This is a genomic window from Phycicoccus sonneratiae, from assembly GCF_016887965.1.
GTDB classification, from domain to species: domain Bacteria; phylum Actinomycetota; class Actinomycetes; order Actinomycetales; family Dermatophilaceae; genus Phycicoccus; species Phycicoccus sonneratiae.
Map to the genome: position 1 here is coordinate 106,257 of NZ_JAFDVD010000021.1, position 19,382 is coordinate 125,638.

Genomic DNA, 19,382 nt, shown 5'->3' on the forward strand with positions numbered 1-19,382 from the left:
GTAGGCTGGCCCGCGGTCTTCCCGCCCTCGTAGCTCAGGGGAAGAGCACTTCTCTCCTAAAGAAGGTGTCGCAGGTTCGAATCCTGCCGGGGGCACGCACGAAAACCCGCTCTCACCAGCGGGTTTTCGTCTCTCGTGGCACTGTTGAGTTGCCAAGAGCGGCCAAGAATTGCCCCTTGTGTGGCACACTTTGGGCACGGTTTGGGCACGTATTGGGCACACGGATCCCTGCCGTTAGGGCGGAAGGAGCCACGTGTGGCGGGTCGCAGCGGGTTCGGAAGCGTGCGCAAGCTGCCATCAGGGCGATGGCAGGCCCGATTCCTCGGCCCGGACCTGATCCGCCACGTCGGTTCAACGACCTTCCAGACGAAGGGCGACGCTCAAGCGTGGCTGGCTGAGGAGCGGCGCCTCATCACTCTCGGGCAATGGTCTTCACCGCACGAACGTGCCCTGAGGGCCGCGGCGGCGGAGTCCACGCGACGCGGCCGCACTCTCGCCGTCTACGCCGAGCAGTGGCTGGGCCATCGAGTCACCTCCAAGGGCGCCGCCTTGAGGCCATCCACCCTCGCCGGCTATCGCAACTCGCTAGACGTGCACATCCTCCCGGCGTTCGGTCCGCTCCCCCTCGATGAGATCACCACCGCCGCCGTACGCCAGTGGCGCGGCCAGTTTTCAGCCACCGGCCACGATGCGGCCGGCGCCAAGGCATACGGACTCCTCAAGGCGATACTCCAAACCGCGGAAGATGACGAGCTCATCCTGCGGAACCCGTGCCGGCTCAAGGGAGCGGGCCATGCAGCCAAGGTTCGCGAGTCCACCGCGCTATCTCCCGGCGAGCTGGAACACCTCGCGGCTGCCATGCCAGCCAGGTGGCGTGCCCTGACCCTGGTGTCAGGGTGGTGCGGCCTCCGCATTGCGGAGGCCGCCGGGTTGCGGCGCACTGACGTCGACCTCAACGCCGGCACTCTTCGGATCACTCAGACCGCGCAGTACGTCGGCACCCCCGCGCGCCTGGTCATCGGCCCCCCGAAGTCGGATCGTGGGCAACGAACGATCCACATGCCGCGACACGTGGTGGAGGCGATGACCGAGCACATCGACACCCGTGACCGGATGCAACCGAAGGACTTCGTGTGGGTTCGTGCCGACGGGCAACCGATCTCGCGACACACCCTGCTCGCATCGTTCAAAGTGGCCTCACGCACGGTCGGGCACGAGGGGATGGTGTGGCACGACCTTCGTCACACCGCTAACACGCTCGCAGCTGACGCCGGCGCGAGCCAAGCAACCCTGCAAACTCGCATGGGCCACGCGGACCCCAAGGTGAGCTCCATCTATCTCCACACGTCCACGTCGCATGACAAGAACCTCGCCCAAGCCCTCGAACGCATGGCTGCCGACATCGAGGGCGCTGGGGAGTGAGGTTCAAATCCTGTCACCCCGACCAGTAGGTGAAGGGCTCTGATCAGCGGAAACGCGGTCAGAGCCCATCTTGCGTTCCTATCGCCGGGCACAACTGGGGCATAACGGCGCACACCTACCCAGTACGAATGCACCGCATCGTCGCGGCCGCGAGCTCCGTCGAGAGGACGTTCCACACCGCGTCTTCACACTTGCCGCCGGCACATGCGCCCCAGCGCCTGCACTCAGCCGGGAGGGACCAAAGGCAGTCTCCGCGCCATCATGCCAACGACGACCAAGCCCGCGGATGTCACCGCCAGAACGCCCCCTGCGCCGGCGCTGGCTGCCACAGTGCCCGCGATAGCCGGGAGGAAGACCTGACCAGCGCGGTTGCCCACCAGGCGAAGGGACATGGCCTTGCCGCGGGCACCAGCCGGTGCGGAGTCCGAAAGCCAGGACATCGTCAAGGGTTGGCCAACACCCAGCCCGAACCCAGTAACGGCGAGGCAGATCGCGAGGAGCGGCACGCTCAACGGCAACGCCGCAAGCGCCATCGCCGACGCCGCGAGCAGCGTGAAGGTGACAAGCAGTCTGCGGCGTCCGAGGCGGGCGACGAGAGCGCCCAGGCCGATGCGTGAGGCCATGGAGGCGAGACCACGGATCGCGAGCAGGACCCCGATCGTGCCAGCGGCGATGCCTCGCTCAGCACCGAGGGCCGGCACGTAGACGAGCGTGATGTCCACGGCGGCCAGTACGACGCAGCTCGTCAGGAGCGCTCGAGCGAGCCCGGGGAGGCGGATCAGCTGGCGGGTACCGACTTCGGCTTGGCCAGGTGGTGGTGACAGTCGAACAGTCCGTTTCAGCCCCAGGGACACCAGCAGCAAAAGGAGGGCCGCGACGCAGGCGCTCGCGAAGATGGCACCCGTGTTGGGGATCGCGTGCCCAGAGCCAAAGAACAGCAGCAGGGCGGGACCGACGCTCTGTCCCAGCGAGGCGGCGAATGTGTACTTGCCGAATGCGGAGTCGGCGCGTCCACCGCGCGCTCGGTTGGCGACCCAGGTCTGCTCGGCGATCACGCTACCCAGATGTCCCAAGCCCAACAGGACGGTGCCTGCGACCAAGCCACCGATGGAAGTTCCGAGGGTGGCCAAGGTCAGCGCAGATGCCAACACGAGGACCGCGCCAGCGAAGGCCATGACGCGCTCCCCGACCCGATCGGTCACTGAGCCACTTGGCAGAGCCAGGATCAACGGCGCGAGCGCGAAGCACGCCGACAACAGGCCGAGCAGGCTGTTACCCAGTCCAAGTTCGATGGCCCGGTACGTAGTGGTCGGTCGAAGGACGAAGGTCACGACTTGGATGAGCAGCGCATGACTTAGCAGCACGCCCCACGCCACCCACGGCTGTCCCGCCCAACGGGCTGCCTGGCCCTTCACTAGTTAGAGGTCGAGCGCGTCGCCGTGTCCAAGTCTCCACACCGCGGTGGCACCCAGGCTGGTGTCGATGTGCTCGCGCATCACCGCGCCGGCCGCTTCGCTATCACCGGCGATCACGAACTCCACCAGCAGGGCGTGCTCGCGGGCCTTCTGGTCCCTTGCCGCCTGCCCACGGTCGGTCTGCAATGCGAGGCGGCGGTACCGATCGGCCTTGTTCCACAGGCTCTCGAGGCTGTCGATCAGCAGGTCGTTGTGCGACGCCATGTAGATGGCCGCGTGGAAGCGACGGTGAGCCCGCAGATGTTCGATGGCAGGGTGGGAGGGCAACGGGTCGAGGCCCGCCGCGGCGGAGCGGATCGCCTGGATGTCGGCCTTGGTCCGACGCTCCGCGGCAAGGGACGCCGCCAGGGGGTCCAGCGAGCGACGAACCTCGAGCAGGTCGCGTGCCTCCTCTGCGCGCAACGAGGAAATCCGAGCGTCCCGGTGAGCGTCGAGCTCGACCAGACCCTCGCTCTTCAGCCGACGCAGCGCCTCACGCAGCGGAGTCGTGCTGATTCCGATGTCCCGCGCCAGGTCGCGCTGCTGGATGACCGATCCGGGCTCCAGCTCGCCGGACAGGATGCGGTCACGGACCTGCCGATAGGCGAAGTCGCTCTTCGTCTCGTACATCTCTGCGGGCTGCGACATCCGATCTCCTCCAGATCTCAGGGTTATAACGTAGCGCATGACCTGCCCAAACGGCCACGCCTGATCGGATGTCGGGCAACTCGATGTCGCAGCCCGGCTGACCGATCTGTCGCCTGCAGAGGCCCGACCGCGCTGAAGATCCCAAGAAATTGCTCCCAAGGCTTGACGTCATAGGTTATAACCGTCAGTCTAGTGCGAACGACCCGAGGCCACTGGGCCTGGTTCTTCAAGGAGGAAGAGCATGAACGCTGTCTCATTGGACATCCGCAGTGGTGTCCGCAGGCGTCCCGCACGAGTGGCCCTGGCCCTCGGCGCTGCCGCGTCCCTGACCATCATGGCCGCCTGCGGCTCAGCCGATGGCCCCGAGCCGGGAGCCACCAACGTCGTCAAGACCGGCGAGGCCCCGGCCTACTACCCGGCTGACTACGCCGACGTCATCGCCGCCTCGAAGGCCGAGGGTGGCGAGCTCACCATCTACTCGAACACCGACCAGGAGAACTGGGACCCGATCTTCCGGGACTTCAAGAAGAAGTACCCCTGGGTGACCAAGATCTCGGCAAACAACCTGGACAGCGACGAGGTCTTCCAGAAGGTGCTCAGCGAGCAGGCCACGAGCGGCTCGCCGGCCGACGTCCTGGTGTCCAACGCCGCGCAGGCGTGGGCCGACTTCGCCGAGCGCCCGGACACCCTCCTCGAGTACACCTCGCCCGAGGTGCAGAAGCTCCCCAAGGTCGCCACGCTGATGCCCAACGTGTACGCGATGTCGACTGACCCGATGTCGATCGTCTACAACGCGTCGCTGATGAAGGACAAGCCGACCGGCCTGAAGAGCTTGGCCGACATCGTGTCCAAGGACCCGAACACCTACAAGGGCAAGATCACCACCCGCGACGTCAACGGAGCGTTCGGCTTCACGGTCTCGCACGCCTTCACCGAGGCCCGGCCCGACTCCTGGACCTCGCTTGAGAAGATCCTGCCTCTGGGCAAGGCCGAGACCTCCTCCGGGACCCAGCTCGAGAAGATCACCGCGGGCGAGTACCTCGCCGGCTTCTTCGTCAGCGCCGCCCCGGCCTACCCGAAGGTTGAGCAGAGCGGCGGCCTGCTCGGCATCACCTTCCTCGACGACGGCACCGTGGTCCTGCCCCGCGGCATCGGCATCGCGGCCAAGGCTCCGCACACCGCAACCGCCAAGCTGTTCACCGACTTCGTCCTGTCCGAGGAGGGCCAGCGCGCCGTGGCCGAAGGTGGCCTCACCTCCTACCGCGAGGGCATCGAAGCCACTGACGGCCGCCACACGTACCAGGAGCTGGTCAAGAAGGTCGGCGAGGACAACGTCATCAACGTCGAGTACACGAAGGTCCCCGAGGACGAGGTCAAGGCCTTCACCACTCGCTGGGACGGCCTCCTCGGCCGCTGAGCTCCTCAGCGCTAACGAAGGACACAGACAGCCATGACTACGACAACGACGTCGCCGCGACGAAGCGGCAGCCCGCCGGTACCGGGTGCATACCCGGCACCACGGTACCGGCGGGTCCTCGGACAGGGCAGGGAGATGCTGCTCTTCTGGGCAGTCATCATCTTCCTGGCCGTCCTGGTCCTGGCACCGGTGGTGCCCACGCTGTACCAGTCGCTGCTGGACCGGCCGCTCTACGAGGCTGGTGGCACGCTCAGCCTGGACAACTACGTCAAGCTGTTCACCGAGGCCGGGTTCGGCCAGGTGGCTCTGAACACCGTGCTGTTCGCGGTCATGACCACCGTGCTCACCCTCGTCATCGCGGTGCCTATGGCGGTCGTGGTGGTGCGCACCAAGATCCCCGGCGGCCGCTTCTTCGCAGCCGCCATGCAGTGGCCGTTCTTCATCTCGTCGCTGATCCTGGGCTTCGGCTGGATCGCGATGTACGGACCGGCCGGCTTCGTGTCGGTCAAGGTTCAGCAGGTCCTGGGCTTCGTGCCCTGGAACCTGTACTCCATCCCAGGGATGGCACTGACCGAGGCCGTCGCTCTGGCGCCCATTGCCTACACGTTCTGTGCCGGCGCACTGCGCCAGAGCGACGCCTCACTCGAGTCGGCTGCGCAGGTCTGCGGCGCAGGCCCACTGCGCATCCTGTTTCAGGTGATCCTCCCGATGCTCAGGCCGCCCATCGTCTACAGCTCGATCCTGGTCATCTCAATGTCGATCGAGACGCTGAGCGTGCCCCTGCTCTACGGCCAGCCGGTGAACATCCAGGTGTTCTCCACCTTCCTGTTCCGGAACGGGCTGCAGTCCATCAACCCCGACTACGGCGTCCTGGGAGCGGCCTCCACCATCATCCTGGCGGTGACCGTCGGGCTGGTGTTCATCCAGGCCAAACTGCTCAAGGACGCACAGCGCTTCGTCTCCGTACGCGGAAAGGCCACCCGACCCCGCCGACTGGACCTGGGCTGGCTCAAGTGGGTCAGCGTGGCGGCCATCTCGATCTACGTCGTCATGGGCGCACTCGTGCCGATCGTCGGTCTCATCTTCCGCTCCTTCACGTTCATCTTCACCCCCCTACAGTCCCCGCTCCAGTCGCTGACGATGGCTAACTACCAGCGCATCTTCAACTACGCCGCGTACATCCAGTCCATCAAGAACAGCCTCATCGTGGCCGGCCTGGGAGCCGTGCTGGTCAGCCTCGTCGCCCTGCTGGCGGTCATGGTCGCCCGACGATCCACCTTCCGGTACCGACGCGTCGCCGAGTACCTGGCCCTGGCGCCCCAGGCAATGCCCGGCATCATCGTGGGTATCGGCCTCTTCTGGGCCTTCGCCTACGCGCCCTTCGGGCTCGGCTCGTTCATCCAGGGAACCCTGTGGGCCCTGATCATCGGCTTCGGGCTACGGGCCCTCCCAAGCGGGTTCGGTTCTCTCGCACCATCGGTCATGCAGATCGGGCAGGAGCTCGACAACGCCGCACGGGTCTCGGGCGCGGACTGGATCAAGGCCTTCACCATGATCCTCGCCAAGCTCATCACCCCGGCCTTCCTCGGAGCCCTGGTCCTCACCTTCGTGACCATGCTCAAGGAGTACTCGCCCGCCGTCTTCCTCGGGTCCGCCGACACCAACATCATCGGCACGACCATGCTCGAGCTCTGGGTCCAAGGCAACACCGGCTCAGTCGCCGCACTCGCAACCATCCAGATCGCCATCACCGCAGCCTTCGTCGGGCTCGCCGGACTCCTCCTGAAGGGACACAACAGAGATGCCTGACGTCAAGGTCTCAAACCTCAACAAAATCTTCGGCGACAACGTCGTCCTCGACAACGTCGACTTCACCATCAAGGACGGTGAGTTCTTCACCCTCCTCGGCCCGAGTGGATGTGGCAAGTCCACGACGCTGAACTGCATCGCCGGCCTGGAACAGCCCAGCAGCGGCGCGATCTCCGTCGGGGACACCACCTTCGTCGACACCGACAAGAAGCTCTTCGTCCCGCCAGAGGGACGAAACCTCGGCATGGTCTTCCAGTCCTACGCCCTGTGGCCACACAAGACCATCGCCGACAACCTGGCGATGCCGCTACAGATCCGCAAGGTGGACAAGACCGAACAGCGACGCCTGATCGACGAAGCCCTCGACAAGGTCGGCCTGCTCCACCTGCGCGAGCGCTACCCGCACCAGATGTCCGGCGGCCAGCAGCAGCGCGTCGCCCTCGCGCGGGCCCTGGTCTACTCCCCCAGCGTCCTCCTACTCGACGAGCCACTGTCCAACCTGGACGCCAAGCTGCGCGAGCAGGCCCGGGCCTGGCTCAAGCGACTCCAGGAAGACCTCGGGATCACCACCGTCTACGTCACCCACGACCAGGACGAGGCGCTGGCCCTAAGTGACCGCATCGCCGTGATGTCCAACGGCTACATGATCCAGGTCGGCACACCGACCGAGATCTACGAGACGCCGGCCACCGCGGAGGTCGCAGCCTTCGTCGGACGGTGCAACTTCCTCGAGGCGACCGTCACTGACGTCACCTCGACGGGGGCGGCCCTCAAGCTCGAGGCCAACGGCCAGCAGATGACGGTCGACACCCCTGAGAAGGTCACCGTCGGCGACCACGTCACCGTTGCCGTGCGTCCCGAGAAGCTGGCCGTCCTGCCCGCCGACGACACGGCCATGCCGGGAACCAACGTCATCAGCGCGGAGGTCCTCACCACCTCCTACCTCGGCTCACGCTTCGAGTACGACCTCAAGGTCGGCGACCACGTCGTGCAGGTCGTCAACGACCGCGGCGGCCTCGCCGGAGCCGTCAACCTCACCGTCGACCCGGACGCCTGCCTGATCTTCCCCCAGGCCGATGTCCTCTCCGAGGACGCCCAAGCCCTACTGACCGTCGCCCCCTGACCCCACCGCCAGAACAGAGGAACCACCGTGACCACCACCACCACCCCCCGCCAGTACACGCTGGGCGTCCTGAACGGCGACGGGATCGGCCCCGAGATCGTTCCCGCCTCCGTGCTGATCGCCGACGCCGCCCTCGAGGTCGCCGGGGCGCAGCCGATCAACTGGAAGGAGCTCCCCCTCGGCTTCGAAGCCATCGAGGAGCTCGGAGAGTCCACGCCCAAGTCGACCCTGGCCGCCCTGGCCGACACCGACGGGTGGCTGCTCGGGCCCCACGACAGCGCCGCCTACCCCGAGCCCTTTCGTTCGGAACTCAACCCCAGCGGCACCATCCGCAAGCACTTCGACCTGTTCGCCAACGTGCGACCCGCCAAGGCATTCGAGGGCAGCACCGCCGTGGTCCCCGGCACCGACCTGGTCATCATGCGCGAGAACACCGAAGGCTTCTACGCCGACCGCTCCACCTACCGCGGCACCGGTGAGTTCATGCCCACTCCGGATGTCGCCATTGCGCTAGGCATCATCACCCGGCAGGCCTGCGAGCGCATCGCTAAGGAAGCGTTCGAGCTTGCCATGCGACGACGCAAGAAGGTGACCATCGTCCACAAGGCCAATGTCCTGAAGATGACCACCGGCCTCTTCCGCGACGTCTGCCGCGAGGTCGCGAAGGACTACCCCGACGTTTCCCTCGACGACTTCCACATCGACGCCATGACCGTCCACCTGGTCCGCCGCGCCAACGAGTTCGACGTCGTGGTGACCGAGAACATGTTCGGCGACATCCTGTCCGACCTGGCCGGCGAGCTCGCCGGATCCCTCGGCCTGGCCCCGTCGCTCAACGCGTCCAAAGACCGTGCCATGGCGCAGGCCGCACACGGGTCAGCACCGGACATCGCCGGCCAGAACAAGGCCAACCCGATCGCGATGATCCTGTCCACCGCCATGCTGCTGGACTGGCTGGGCACCCGGAACGACGACGACTCGCTGGTTCGCGCCGCACGTCTGATCGAGCGCGGTGTGACCGACACCGTGGCGGCCGGAACCGCCACGACCGACATGGGCGGCACCGTGGGATGTCGTGAGTTCGCAGAGGCGGTCGCCGTCTGCATCAAGCAGCTGTGAACCCGTCGCAGACCGCTAGGCCGCCTACCGTCGCCGTCATCAACGCAACCGCGGCATCGGTGGCCCCGGCCAGGGCTGCCCTCGCGGAAGGTTTCCCCGAGGCCACTGTGTGGAGCCTGATGGATGACCGGCTGATCATTGACGCCGAAGCCGCCGGCGGCCTCACGCCTGGGCTGTCTGCGCGCATGGCAAGCCTGATCGACTACGCCGTCAACGGGGGTGCCGACGCCGTCCTGCTCTCCTGCACCATGTACGGCCCGGTCGTCCAACAGGAGCGCCTGGCGAGCACGCTGCCAATGCTCAGTGCCGACGAGGAGCTCTTTGACGAGGTGTCACGACGTGGCTACGGCTCCGTGCTGCTCCTGGGCCCGCTACCTCCGGCGGTCCAGGACTCGGTCACACGGTTGCGCACCGTGCTCGATGATTCGCCGGCATCAGCCGCCACCACAGTCGTCGGAGAGGTCGCCCCCGGCGCGCATGCCCTGGTGGTGTCGGGTGACCTGCCCGGGCTCGAACGGCTCCTCATCGAGACCGCCACACCACATCTCGAGGAGGTCGACGCCGTCGTTCTGGGCAACTTCTCACTGGCTCCCGCGCGTTCGGGAGTGGAGCGCGCACTCGGCAAACCGGTTCTGAGCGCGCCCCTGCTCGCGGCCACAGCGCTACGCGCGCGCGTGGTGGGAGCAGGAACGGAGCGCGAGTGATGACCCAAACACCCTGGCTCGGCTGCATCGCCGACGACTACACGGGCGGCACGGACGTGGCGGCCGCCCTGCGCGGCAGCGGACTCAGCACGGCACTGGTCTTCGGTGTCCCGGAACCGGATCTGCCAGTGCCGGACAATGAGGTCGTCGTCGTCGCCCTCAAGACCCGCACAACCCCGCCCGGCGAAGCCGTGCAGCAGACGCTGGACACCCTTCGCTGGTTGAAGAAGGGCGGCGCGCAGCAGTACTACGTGAAGTACTGCTCCACCTTCGACTCCACACCGGCGGGGAACATCGGGCCCGTCGTAGACGCAGTCCTGGACGAGCTCGGCGAGGAGGCAACCGTGCTGTGCCCCGCCTCCCCGGAACACGGCCGGACAGTCTTCCAAGGACATCTCTTCGTCAACGACCAACTGCTGTCCGAGTCGTCCATGGCCACCCACCCGTTGACCCCGATGACCGACTCCGATCTTCGACGAGTGCTCGCACCCCAGTCGACCCACCCAGTTGGCCACCTCAGCCGCGAGTGCCTGGTCGGCGGGTCTCAGGTGGCCCAGCCACGGCTGGACGAGCTACGTGGCCAGGGGATCCGCCACATCATCGCTGACGCCGTCGATGACACGGATCTGCTCACCCTGGCCGCAGCGACGTCGTCGTGGCGCGTGACCACGGGCGGTGCGGGATTGGCGCGCGCCCACGGCGAGGTCCGAGCCGGCCAAAACCCACCCGCGGTCCCCGCCACGCTTCCCAAGGGTGCCGCCGTGATCATCGCCGGGAGCTGCTCCAGCGCCACCCAGGGCCAGGTTGCCAACGCACGCGCCCTGTTCCCTTCCTACCGGCTCTCCCCTTCCAACGGTGACACCCCCGAGTCTCTGTGGGAGGAGGCGCAGGCATGGCTCGACTCCGCGCCCACCGATGTGCCCGTGATGGTGTACGCCACGGCCAGCGCCGAGGAGCGCGCCCTAACCCAACACGTCTTCGGCGACAAGACGGGAACCGTCCTCGAGGAGGTGCTGGCCAAGGCGGCACGACACGCCGTCAACCGCGGCGCACGCCGAGTCGTCGTGGCCGGGGGTGAGACCTCCGGCGCTGTGGTCCAGGCGCTCGGCGTCCGCTCAGTTCTGGTCGGGCAGGAAGCCGAGCGCGGGGTGCCGTGGTGTCTGACCACCGGTGAAGAACCCATTGCGCTCCTACTGAAGTCCGGAAACTTCGGCCTTCCGGACCTCCTGACCCGGGCGGTGACGCAGCCGTGACCAGCGAGTCCACCATCCGACGCCAGATCGCCGACCTCGGCGCATCGTTCTTCAGCCGACGCCTGACCTTCGGGCGCACCGGAAACATCAGCGCCCGCATCGGCTCGACCATGCTCCTCACGCCCACCGGGGCCTCCTTGGGCGCCATCGACCCCCAAGACCTTTCGGTGCTCGACGCCAGCACGGGAAAGCACCTCGACGGGCCTCGCCCCTCCAAGGAAGGATTCCTGCACGCAGCCGTGTACCGGGCTAGACCCGACGCAGCGGCGGTCGTGCACACCCACAGCACGTACTCGGTGGCCGTCTCCTGCATGGCCGAGCTCGACCCCGACGATGCCCTCCCACCGCTGACCGCGTACTACGTCATGCGCGTCGGACGGCTGCCGCTGCTGCCGTACCACGCGCCCGGTGACGTCGCCCTCGGGTCGCTGGCCGAAGCCACGGCCCGCGCCCACCATGCGATGCTGCTCGCCAACCATGGACCCGTGGTGGCCGGACCCGACCTGGCCACAGCGGCCGACGCCGTGGAAGAACTCGAGGAGACAGCTCGGCTGTACCTGCTCCTGCGTGGCGAGAGCACCCGACCACTCACCACAGCCGAGGCAGACGCCCTGCGTCAGCCGCGTGCCGCAAGCCCGGAGGTGTCTCGATGACCGAAGCGCCAGCCACCACTGCGGTCCGACCGGAACAGCTCAGGGAACTGTGTGCGGCCGTACTCGAGTCTGTCGGGGTGCCGGCTACGGACGCCGAGTACGTAGCCGACAGTCTGGTGACGGCGGACGCCTGGGGCCATCCCTCGCACGGCGTCCTGCGGCTGAGCTGGTACGTCGAACGGCTCCGCTCCGGCGTGATGAATCCGGTCACCCGAAGCGAGCACATCCTCGACGGCGGCGCTGTCAACGTCCTCGACGGCCGCGACGGCATCGGCCAAGTCGTCACGCGCACCGCATGCGACCTCGCCGTGGAGCGCGCGCAGACCCACGGCGTAGGTGTCGTGGCGGTTCGCAACAGCAACCACTTCGGCACGGCCGCCTACTTCACCCGCGCTATGGCCGAGGCGGGTTGCGCGGCGATCCTCACCACCAACGGCAGCCCGGCCATGGCTCCATGGGGCGGACGCGTGAAGACCGTCGGCGCCAACCCGTGGTCGATCGCCGTCCCCGGTGGAACACTCGGACCCGTTGTCCTCGACATCGCCAACACCACCGTGGCCCGCGGCAAGGTCTACGCCGCACGTGAGCGTGGCACGACCATCCCCGACGGATGGGCAATCGACGCCGATGGGGTCCCCACAACTGACCCCCAGGCTGCAATCGACGGCCTGATCCTGCCCATGGCAGCCCACAAGGGCTACGCAATCTCCTTCATGATGGACATCCTCTCCGGCGTCCTGACCGGCAGCTCGTACGCCACCGACATCGCCGGGCCTTACGTCCCGGATCGGCGAAGCGGCTGCGGACACCTCGTCATCGCGATCCGCGTCGACGCCGTCCGGTCGCCGATGGAGTTCGGGCACGACCTGGCCACCCTCATCGACGGCACCAAGTCGGTGCCGCTGGCCGCGGGACATGACGAGGTCTTCTACCCCGGCGAGATCGAGGACCGGAACCTGCGCAAGGCTCAATCGGAGGGGATCTCCCTGCCACGAAGGACGATCGACGACCTGTGTGCCCTCGCGGCATCGTGCGGCGTGGACGCAGAGACGCTGGGTGGGTGACCCCGTGCACGTCGTGCTGGTGACCCTGGACGTCCGCCCGGAGCGGATCGAGGAGTTCCTGACCGCGATCCGCACCAACGCCCGCGCCAGCCTGCGGGACGAGCCGGGATGCCTGCGCTTCGACGTGCACAGGGTCGTTGGTGACCCGACAAAGTTCGTCCTCTACGAGATCTACCGAGACGAGCACGCGTTCACCCACGAACACCGGGCGGCGCCTCACTACGCCGCGTGGCGCGCGGCCGCGACCCGATGCGTGATCGACGGTGGGCATGTGAACACCTACCTCGCGCCCGCCTTCCCGGGCGACCTGGCCGACGCGACGTCACCCGAGGACGCCTCATGAACCACCCCCACCTGACCGGCACTCGACGCACGACCCAGGACACCCACGGCACGCTCGAGGTGCGTGGCTCCTTGCTCTCGTACCACCGGATCAATGCGCTCGCCCCCGACAGCATGCCGGTGAGCCGTCGCATCCTGCTGGAGAACGTCCTTCGGTTCCACGACGGGTCCCCGGGGGCCGACGCACAGGTCCGGGCCGTCCTGGCTGGAGACACCGACACGCCCGTCGATCTCTACGCATCCCGCGTGTTCCTCCACGACACCAACGGCGTGCCGACGGTGGTCGACCTCGCTGCCATGCGCGACGGGATGGCCGCTATGGGCGGCGACCCCGCCAAGGTCAACCCGGTCATCGCCTCCGAACTGGTCATCGACCACTCGGTCATCGCAGATGTCCACGGACGTCCCGACGCCATGGCCCGCAACGTCGAGCTCGAGTACACGCGCAACAGTGAGCGGTACCGGTTCCTGCGTTGGGGCCAACAGTCACTGGAGAACTTCGCGGTGGTCCCCCCGGGCACCGGGATCATGCACCAGGTCAACGTCGAGTACCTCGCCCGCGTGGTCATGGTGGAGGACGGCTGGGCCTTCCCCGACGTCTGCCTTGGCACCGACTCCCACACCACCATGGTCAATGGCCTCGGCGTCCTGGGCTGGGGCATCGGCGGCATCGAAGCCGAGGCGGCGATGCTGGGCCAGTCAATGTCCATCGTCGTTCCCCCCGTCGTCGGGGTCCGACTGCAGGGTCAGCTACCGGCCGGGACCACCGCCACGGACCTGGTCCTGACCATCACCGAGACCCTCCGGGCCCACGGCGTCATCGGCAAGTTCGTCGAGTTCTGCGGTGAGGGGACCGCAGCCCTACCCGTGGCGGACCGCGTCACCATCGCAAACATGAGCCCGGAGTTCGGCTCCACCTGTGCCCTCTTCCCCATCGATGACGAGACGCTGCGCTACCTGCGGTTCACCGGGCGGTCCGAGGATCGGGTCGAGCTCGTCGAGGCGTACGCGAAGGCGCAGGGACTGTGGCACGACCCCGAGCGCGTCCTCGACTTCGACGAGACGATCGACCTCGACCTTGGCACCGTAGTGCCTTCCTTGGCCGGCCCAGCCCGGCCCGAGGACCGCGTGCCCCTGACCCAGGCCAAGACCCGATTCGCCGCAGCGCTCTGGGAGAGCTCCGGCCGCCCGAACCGAGTGACTGCCACGCTCTCGATGCAGGGTCAGCAACACGCCGTCTCGGACGGCCTCGTCGCCATCGCCGCGATCACCTCGTGTACCAACACCTCAAACCCCTCGGTGATGGTCGCCGCCGGTCTATTGGCACGCAACGCCGTCCGAGCCGGGCTGAGGAGCAAGCCCTGGGTCAAGACGACGCTCAGCCCCGGATCCAAGGTCGTCATGGACTACTACCGTCGAGCAGGCCTGGTTCCGGACCTCGAGGCCCTCGGGTTCAACCTGGCGGGCTTCGGGTGCATGACCTGCATCGGGGCGTCCGGGCCACTGGTCCCCGAGGTCTCCGACGCGATCGCCGAGCACGGCATCAACGTGGTGTCAGTGCTGTCCGGGAACCGCAACTTCGAAGGCCGGATCCAGCCCGAGGTGGCCATGAACTACCTCGCCTCGCCGCCCCTCGTGGTCGCCTATGCGCTCGTCGGCACCATGGACGTCGACCTCTACCGGGAGCCCCTCGGGTACGACCAACACGGGGATGGCGTCTTCCTCGCCGACCTGTGGCCCGACGCCGCGGAGATCGACGCCGTCATGGCCGACAACATCGACCCCACGATGTTCAGCGCTGCGTACGCCGACGTGTTCGACGGCGACCAGCGCTGGAAGGATATCGCCGTCTCCTCCTCCGAGCGCTTCGACTGGGACGAGGAGTCCACCTACATCCGTCGTCCCCCGTACCTCGACGCGATGACCCCTGAACCCCAGCCCGCACAGGACATCACCGCTGCACGGGTCTTGGTCAAGCTCGGCGACATGGTCACCACCGACCACGTGTCCCCGGCCGGGGCCATCACCGCTAACAGTGCCGCCGCCGCCCACCTGGCCGAGCACGGCGTCCGCGGCAGGGACCTGAACACTTACGCGTCCCGCCGGGGCAACCACCAGGTGATGATGCGCGGAGCGTTCGCCAACGTCCGCCTCCAGAACCAGGTGGCCCCTGGGACACGTGCTGCCAGAACCCGCAACTTCCTCGCCGACGGTGCGGAGGCGTCGATCTATGACGCGGCTGACGCCTATCGCGCAGCCGGTGTCCCGGTGGTCGTCGTTGCCGGGCGTGACTATGGTGGCGGCTCCTCTAGGGACTGGGCCGCCAAGGGGCCGGCACTGCTCGGGGTGCGAGCGGTGATCGCGCAGTCCTTCGAGCGGATCCACCGCTCGAACCTCGTCGGGATGGGCATCCTGCCGTTGGAGCTGCTCGACGCAGGACCGGACGACCTGGCACCGACCGGCGCCGAGGAGATCACCATCACGGGCCTGACCGAGATCGGCCCGGAAGACGTGCACCCCATGGTCACAGTCCGTAACGGCGACCGCGAGTTCACTGCCCGAGCCCGGCTCGACACGCCCCGCGAGATCGACTACTTCCGCCACGGCGGGGTGATGCCGTACGTCCTGCGCGGACTGCTCGACACAGACGACGACACCCGCAATGACCCGACTGCCAAGACCCACCCGCCCAGCCTCACCTGACCCCCCACCACAAGAATCGAGTCCGACGATGCACGCGATCACCCGCAGAACCCTGTTCGCCGGAGCCGGCGCCACCGCCCTAGCCGCGACCACCACGGCGACGGCACGCGCCGCCCGGCCCGCGCCCGAGCCCACCCCCTTCTCGGTCGGCAGCAACCGCCCCAGCTTCGTCCCGCCGCACGGGAGCGTCGATAGCCACATCCACATCTTCGAGCCGGAACGCTTCCCGTACCCCTCCCCGACCGCGACGCCGCCGCCGCGTGCCACCGTCGCCGACTACCGCCTCCTCCAGGCCCGGCTGGGGACCGAGAAGGCCGTCATCGTGACGCCGTCGAACTATGCGACGGACAACCGCTGCACCCTCGATGCCATCGCCCAGATCGGCCAGCACCACGCTCGAGGCATCGCCGTCGTCGCCGGCTCCGTCAGCGACGCAGAGCTGCAGCAGCTGCATGCCGGCGGAATCCGCGGCATCCGGTTCAACCTCACCCGCCCGGGAGGGGCCGGAGCGGAGCTCATCCGCCCGCTGGCGGCCCGGGTGGCCGACCTCGGGTGGCACGTCCAGATCCACATGACCGCAGAGGGGATTCTCGAGAACCTGCAACTGCTCGAAGACCTGCCAGTGGACCTTGTCATCGACCACATGGGGCGCATCCCGGGTGCGGTTGGAACCAGCCACCCGACCTATACAGCGATACTCGGCCTGGTCGAACAGGGCCACACCTGGGTCAAGGTCTCGGGGGTGTACCACGAATCTGTCTCCGGCCCACCGCTGTACGAGGACCGCTCGGCCATCGGCAGAGCCTTCGTCAATGCCGCGCCTGAACGAGTCGTATGGGGCTCCGACTGGCCGCACCCGACGGCATCCAGGGGCGAGGTCCCCATGCCCAACGATGCCGACATGCTCAGCCTGCTCAAATACTGGGCCCCGAACCACGGCGTGATCCACCGCGTCCTCGTGGACAACCCGAACACCCTTTACGGCTTCACCACAGGCCGTCACGGCGCCCGCTGACCCAATCCACCCGCTCGGGTCGAGCGCGCGCATGCCTCCATCCACATCCCAACCAGATCAGGAGTTCACGAATGAAGCCCACCGCCGACCTATACGACGACCACGGCGAAGCCCTGCAGTCCTGCCACACCCAGTTCCGCAACCTCGGCGGCCGCTCCGCATTCGAGGGCCAGATCACTACGGTCAAGGTCTTCGAGGACAACGTCATCGTCAAGCAGATCCTCGCTGAGGAGGGTGCCGGACGCGTTCTCGTTGTCGACGGCGCAGGCTCGCTCAGCGCTGCGCTGATGGGCGACAAGATGGCCGACCTCGCCGCGGCCAACGGGTGGGAGGGCGTCATCATCAACGGCGCGGTCCGTGATGTTGACGCCCTCGCCGGTGTCGACCTCGGGATCAAGGCCCTTGGCTCGAACCCCCGCAAGAGCACCAAGAACGGCATCGGCCAGAGGGACGTGGACGTGACCTTCGGAGGAGCTACCTTCATACCCGGTCAGCGCCTCCACAGTGACAACGACGGCATCCTGACCACGAGAGGCTGAGCGGCGCGCTTTGGCGCTCGCTGGGCCCTTCGTTCCGACAGAAGCTGTGTGAGCCGCCCGCGGACGATGAGGCCGACGCGTCCCGGCCGGATGCGGGGCGTACCTGTTGCCGTAACAGGTTGCCCCGCCCCCCGCGGGGCGAGATGGCGAAGGTTCGCCATTCGATGGAACACGGCTATCGGGCAACGCGCGGCGCAACCTGAGTGTCTAGGACTAAGGCGCCTCGGTGGGTACTGGTACGAACTTGCCCCTGGTCCTGCGTGCGCGGTGGTTGCACGGGCTGGCTCGTGTCGACTGACGCGGTGGCGAGGCGGCGGCTGGCGCTGTCGATGATCTCGACGTGTCGGATGAGCGCGCCTCGGACTGGTGCTGGGAGTGGGACCTGGCGGCCCAGGGCGATGTCGCGAGGATCGATCCAGGGTTCTTGGGGGCTCAAGGCCTCCCGGTTTCCCGAGGCGAGATCCGCCAAGACCCGCTGCGCCGCGTCCGCTTTGATGCCGAGGCGTGGATCGAGAACGGCGTCCATCAGCACTTGAGCGGAGTCGCGGTGGGACTCGAGTGCTGACACCAGGGTTGCCAGGAGGTGATTCGAGGCGATCCGCTCGGAAAGAAGGGTTTGCGTAGCAACGGACGTGCCATCGAGCGCCAGCTGTGTCAGCGCATGCACGAGCTGCGTGCCTGCGAGTCTGAGGTCGCGGGCCACAAGGCGTGGGGCCATACTGGTCAGGTCTCGAGCGACGAAGTGCAGGGCGCCCCAGGCGGATTCGGCTGCGGCTAGGACCGGCTGGAGGTTGGCGCGGTATGCGCCTGCGTCTATCGCCCCGCAACCACCTGCCGCGTCGAACAGGAGGTGGGTCAGCGCAATCGTCGAGGCTTGGACCCTGCTCACTTCGAAGATGTTGGCCATGGTCGGTTCGTGCACCATGGCCCGGTGGGTCTCGACCTCCCAGGCAGCAAACGCCATCCGGAGCCCCGGTGCGGCCTCGTCTCTCCGATTGCCGACCAAAGCCTTGGGAAACGCTTGGTAGACCTCTGCGCCGGCGACCTGCTCGAACGTGTCGATGCGCGCGGCCATGAGCTTGAGCGCGGTCAGCTTGTGCACCCCTGACCGGCGCTGGAGGGCGCGGCCATTCGTTTGCAGGTCCCGGATCTCGGCTCCGGTGGCAAGGGTGATCGCGTGTGCCGTGACGTACAGGGCGTGCAGGACTCGGGTTCTGGCCGCGGCGGCATCGGTGAGCATTGCAGTGCTTGGCCGGGTGGTGTCGCGCAGGCGCCGGTCGATGAGGTCGTGGGTGTGGACGAGGTTGCCTGTCATGTCGAGGAGGCGTTCGTCTGCGGGGCCGTCGCCGGGCCACGCGCGTCCGCGCAGGTTGTCGTTGAGGGCGGTGGCCATCAGGTGTAACCGCTCTGCCAGGGGGTCGGTGCGCGTGGGTGTGGCTTCGACCCCGGGGATGGCGTGGGGACCCCTGCTGGGAAGGCTGGCGAGTAGCTCGTTGGCGGCCTGGACGAGCTCGGGCCAGACCCGGATCATCGCCGCGGTGTCGAGGTCGTCGGGGTCGAGGAGCAGCCGGCGGGCGGTGAGGTCGGTGTCCTCGAGGAGCTCACCGACGCTGCGCCGCTCGGGGCTGTTCATGTCTGTGCCGCTTCGGCGAGCAGGAGCAGCCACTGCAGTGAGGCGCGCAGCGGCACCGGGAGATGCCGCACCTCTGGCACGTCGAGCGCACGGCGTGCCGCGGCGGTGGTCGTGGCGTACCCGGCGTCGACGGGCCACGGCTGCTGTGGCGTGGCCGGTTCTGTGTGGGTGCGCACCTCGCCGGCGAGGTGCTCGGCCTGGCAGGCCACGATGTGCAGCCGAACGTCGTGGGAGGTGTGGGTGGCCCGGGAAGCGGCATCGCCGAGCAGCGCGAGCGTGATGGCAAGGTGCTCCAGGGCTGCGTCGCGGGTGGTCGTGGCTGCCGCGCCGGTGTCGGCCGCCGGGCGCTGGGAATCCGTTGACTCGTTCATGTCTCCCTAAGCCCCCCTGGTGGTGCTTCGCGGCCACTGGCCGCGAAGTCGTTTGCGCCCAATGTCGGTCGGCCCCCCGGTGTGCTGAAGACCGGGCCCGGGGTCTGTGGATA

Annotated in this window: 17 protein-coding genes and 1 tRNA gene; 14 read left to right on the top strand and 4 right to left on the bottom strand. The window is 67.5% G+C overall.

Translation table 11 applies throughout. The features are described 5' to 3' along the window. The first annotated feature begins 23 nt into the window (after nt 1-23). Both JQN70_RS17225 and JQN70_RS17230 read left to right on the top strand, forming a co-directional pair. Nucleotides 24-95 (top strand) — tRNA-Arg (locus JQN70_RS17225). Nucleotides 96-255: 160 nt separating this feature from the next. After that, nucleotides 256-1,422, top strand: coding sequence for a tyrosine-type recombinase/integrase (locus JQN70_RS17230; protein WP_204132607.1), 1,167 nt, complete (start codon nt 256-258; stop codon nt 1,420-1,422). A gap of 224 nt (nt 1,423-1,646) precedes the next feature. Here JQN70_RS17230 and JQN70_RS17235 read toward each other — a convergent pair whose 3' ends face one another. Together JQN70_RS17235 and JQN70_RS17240 are read right to left on the bottom strand one after the other, a co-directional pair. Then, nucleotides 1,647-2,753: an MFS transporter gene (locus JQN70_RS17235; protein WP_204132608.1), complete on the bottom strand. Its 1,107-nt coding sequence runs from the start codon at nt 2,751-2,753 to the stop codon at nt 1,647-1,649. A gap of 87 nt (nt 2,754-2,840) precedes the next feature. Then, the gene (locus JQN70_RS17240; protein WP_204132609.1) at nt 2,841-3,524 is read right to left on the bottom strand and encodes a GntR family transcriptional regulator; all 684 of its coding nucleotides are present in this window, start codon (nt 3,522-3,524) and stop codon (nt 2,841-2,843) included. A gap of 241 nt (nt 3,525-3,765) precedes the next feature. Here JQN70_RS17240 and JQN70_RS17245 point away from each other — a divergent pair, with 241 nt between their 5' ends. From JQN70_RS17245 to rraA, 12 genes are all read left to right on the top strand, one after another. After that, nucleotides 3,766-4,941, top strand: coding sequence for an ABC transporter substrate-binding protein (locus tag JQN70_RS17245; protein WP_204132610.1), 1,176 nt, complete (start codon nt 3,766-3,768; stop codon nt 4,939-4,941). Nucleotides 4,942-5,076: 135 nt separating this feature from the next. Beyond that, nucleotides 5,077-6,750, top strand: a complete 1,674-nt coding sequence (locus tag JQN70_RS17250; RefSeq protein WP_204132611.1) for an ABC transporter permease — start codon at nt 5,077-5,079, stop codon at nt 6,748-6,750. Further along, the gene (locus tag JQN70_RS17255) at nt 6,743-7,873 is read left to right on the top strand and encodes an ABC transporter ATP-binding protein (RefSeq protein ID WP_204132612.1); all 1,131 of its coding nucleotides are present in this window, start codon (nt 6,743-6,745) and stop codon (nt 7,871-7,873) included. Before JQN70_RS17250 ends, JQN70_RS17255 begins: the two co-directional genes overlap by 8 nt. Before the next feature lie 27 nt (nt 7,874-7,900). Beyond that, nucleotides 7,901-8,992: an isocitrate/isopropylmalate dehydrogenase family protein gene (locus tag JQN70_RS17260; RefSeq protein ID WP_204132613.1), complete on the top strand. Its 1,092-nt coding sequence runs from the start codon at nt 7,901-7,903 to the stop codon at nt 8,990-8,992. Further along, nucleotides 8,989-9,696, top strand: coding sequence for an aspartate/glutamate racemase family protein (locus JQN70_RS17265; protein ID WP_204132614.1), 708 nt, complete (start codon nt 8,989-8,991; stop codon nt 9,694-9,696). The genes JQN70_RS17260 and JQN70_RS17265 overlap by 4 nt, the downstream gene beginning before the upstream one ends. Continuing rightward, nucleotides 9,696-10,949 (top strand): 3-oxo-tetronate kinase, encoded by a 1,254-nt coding sequence (gene otnK, locus JQN70_RS17270; protein ID WP_204132615.1) that lies wholly within the window; start codon nt 9,696-9,698, stop codon nt 10,947-10,949. The genes JQN70_RS17265 and otnK overlap by 1 nt, the downstream gene beginning before the upstream one ends. Further along, a complete protein-coding gene (gene otnC, locus JQN70_RS17275; RefSeq protein WP_204132616.1) occupies nt 10,946-11,602 on the top strand; it encodes a 3-oxo-tetronate 4-phosphate decarboxylase in 657 nt (218 codons plus the stop codon). The genes otnK and otnC overlap by 4 nt, the downstream gene beginning before the upstream one ends. Beyond that, on the top strand, nt 11,599-12,666 hold the full coding sequence (locus tag JQN70_RS17280) for an Ldh family oxidoreductase (RefSeq protein ID WP_204132617.1): 1,068 nt from the start codon (nt 11,599-11,601) through the stop codon (nt 12,664-12,666). The genes otnC and JQN70_RS17280 overlap by 4 nt, the downstream gene beginning before the upstream one ends. Nucleotides 12,667-12,670: 4 nt before the next feature. Then, the gene (locus tag JQN70_RS17285) at nt 12,671-13,009 is read left to right on the top strand and encodes a putative quinol monooxygenase (protein ID WP_204132618.1); all 339 of its coding nucleotides are present in this window, start codon (nt 12,671-12,673) and stop codon (nt 13,007-13,009) included. After that, on the top strand, nt 13,006-15,711 hold the full coding sequence (acnA, locus tag JQN70_RS17290) for an aconitate hydratase AcnA (protein ID WP_204132619.1): 2,706 nt from the start codon (nt 13,006-13,008) through the stop codon (nt 15,709-15,711). The genes JQN70_RS17285 and acnA overlap by 4 nt, the downstream gene beginning before the upstream one ends. A gap of 28 nt (nt 15,712-15,739) precedes the next feature. Continuing rightward, nucleotides 15,740-16,726, top strand: a complete 987-nt coding sequence (locus JQN70_RS17295; RefSeq protein ID WP_204132620.1) for an amidohydrolase family protein — start codon at nt 15,740-15,742, stop codon at nt 16,724-16,726. Between the two features lie 71 nt (nt 16,727-16,797). Then, entirely contained in the window at nt 16,798-17,265 is a 468-nt protein-coding gene (rraA, locus tag JQN70_RS17300) for a ribonuclease E activity regulator RraA (RefSeq protein WP_204132621.1), read from the top strand. A gap of 175 nt (nt 17,266-17,440) precedes the next feature. On the opposite strand, the gene JQN70_RS17305 is transcribed toward rraA, so the two are convergent. Beyond that, nucleotides 17,441-18,898, bottom strand: a complete 1,458-nt coding sequence (locus tag JQN70_RS17305) for a hypothetical protein (protein ID WP_204132622.1) — start codon at nt 18,896-18,898, stop codon at nt 17,441-17,443. Continuing rightward, nucleotides 18,895-19,269, bottom strand: a complete 375-nt coding sequence (locus tag JQN70_RS17310; protein ID WP_204132623.1) for a hypothetical protein — start codon at nt 19,267-19,269, stop codon at nt 18,895-18,897. The genes JQN70_RS17305 and JQN70_RS17310 overlap by 4 nt, the downstream gene beginning before the upstream one ends. Between the last annotated feature and the right edge of the window lie 113 nt (nt 19,270-19,382).

Bases quoted from the DNA above. Each gene is read 5' to 3' on its own strand.
- JQN70_RS17240 (WP_204132609.1), bottom strand. From the start codon at position 3,524: ATGTCGCAGCCCGCAGAGATGTACGAGACGAAGAGCGACTTCGCCTAT.
- JQN70_RS17245 (WP_204132610.1), top strand. From the start codon at position 3,766: ATGAACGCTGTCTCATTGGACATCCGCAGTGGTGTCCGCAGGCGTCCC.
- JQN70_RS17250 (WP_204132611.1), top strand. From the start codon at position 5,077: ATGCTGCTCTTCTGGGCAGTCATCATCTTCCTGGCCGTCCTGGTCCTG.
- JQN70_RS17255 (WP_204132612.1), top strand. From the start codon at position 6,743: ATGCCTGACGTCAAGGTCTCAAACCTCAACAAAATCTTCGGCGACAAC.
- otnK (WP_204132615.1), top strand. From the start codon at position 9,696: ATGACCCAAACACCCTGGCTCGGCTGCATCGCCGACGACTACACGGGC.
- JQN70_RS17280 (WP_204132617.1), top strand. From the start codon at position 11,599: ATGACCGAAGCGCCAGCCACCACTGCGGTCCGACCGGAACAGCTCAGG.
- acnA (WP_204132619.1), top strand. From the start codon at position 13,006: ATGAACCACCCCCACCTGACCGGCACTCGACGCACGACCCAGGACACC.
- JQN70_RS17295 (WP_204132620.1), top strand. From the start codon at position 15,740: ATGCACGCGATCACCCGCAGAACCCTGTTCGCCGGAGCCGGCGCCACC.
- rraA (WP_204132621.1), top strand. From the start codon at position 16,798: ATGAAGCCCACCGCCGACCTATACGACGACCACGGCGAAGCCCTGCAG.
- JQN70_RS17305 (WP_204132622.1), bottom strand. From the start codon at position 18,898: ATGAACAGCCCCGAGCGGCGCAGCGTCGGTGAGCTCCTCGAGGACACC.
- JQN70_RS17310 (WP_204132623.1), bottom strand. From the start codon at position 19,269: ATGAACGAGTCAACGGATTCCCAGCGCCCGGCGGCCGACACCGGCGCG.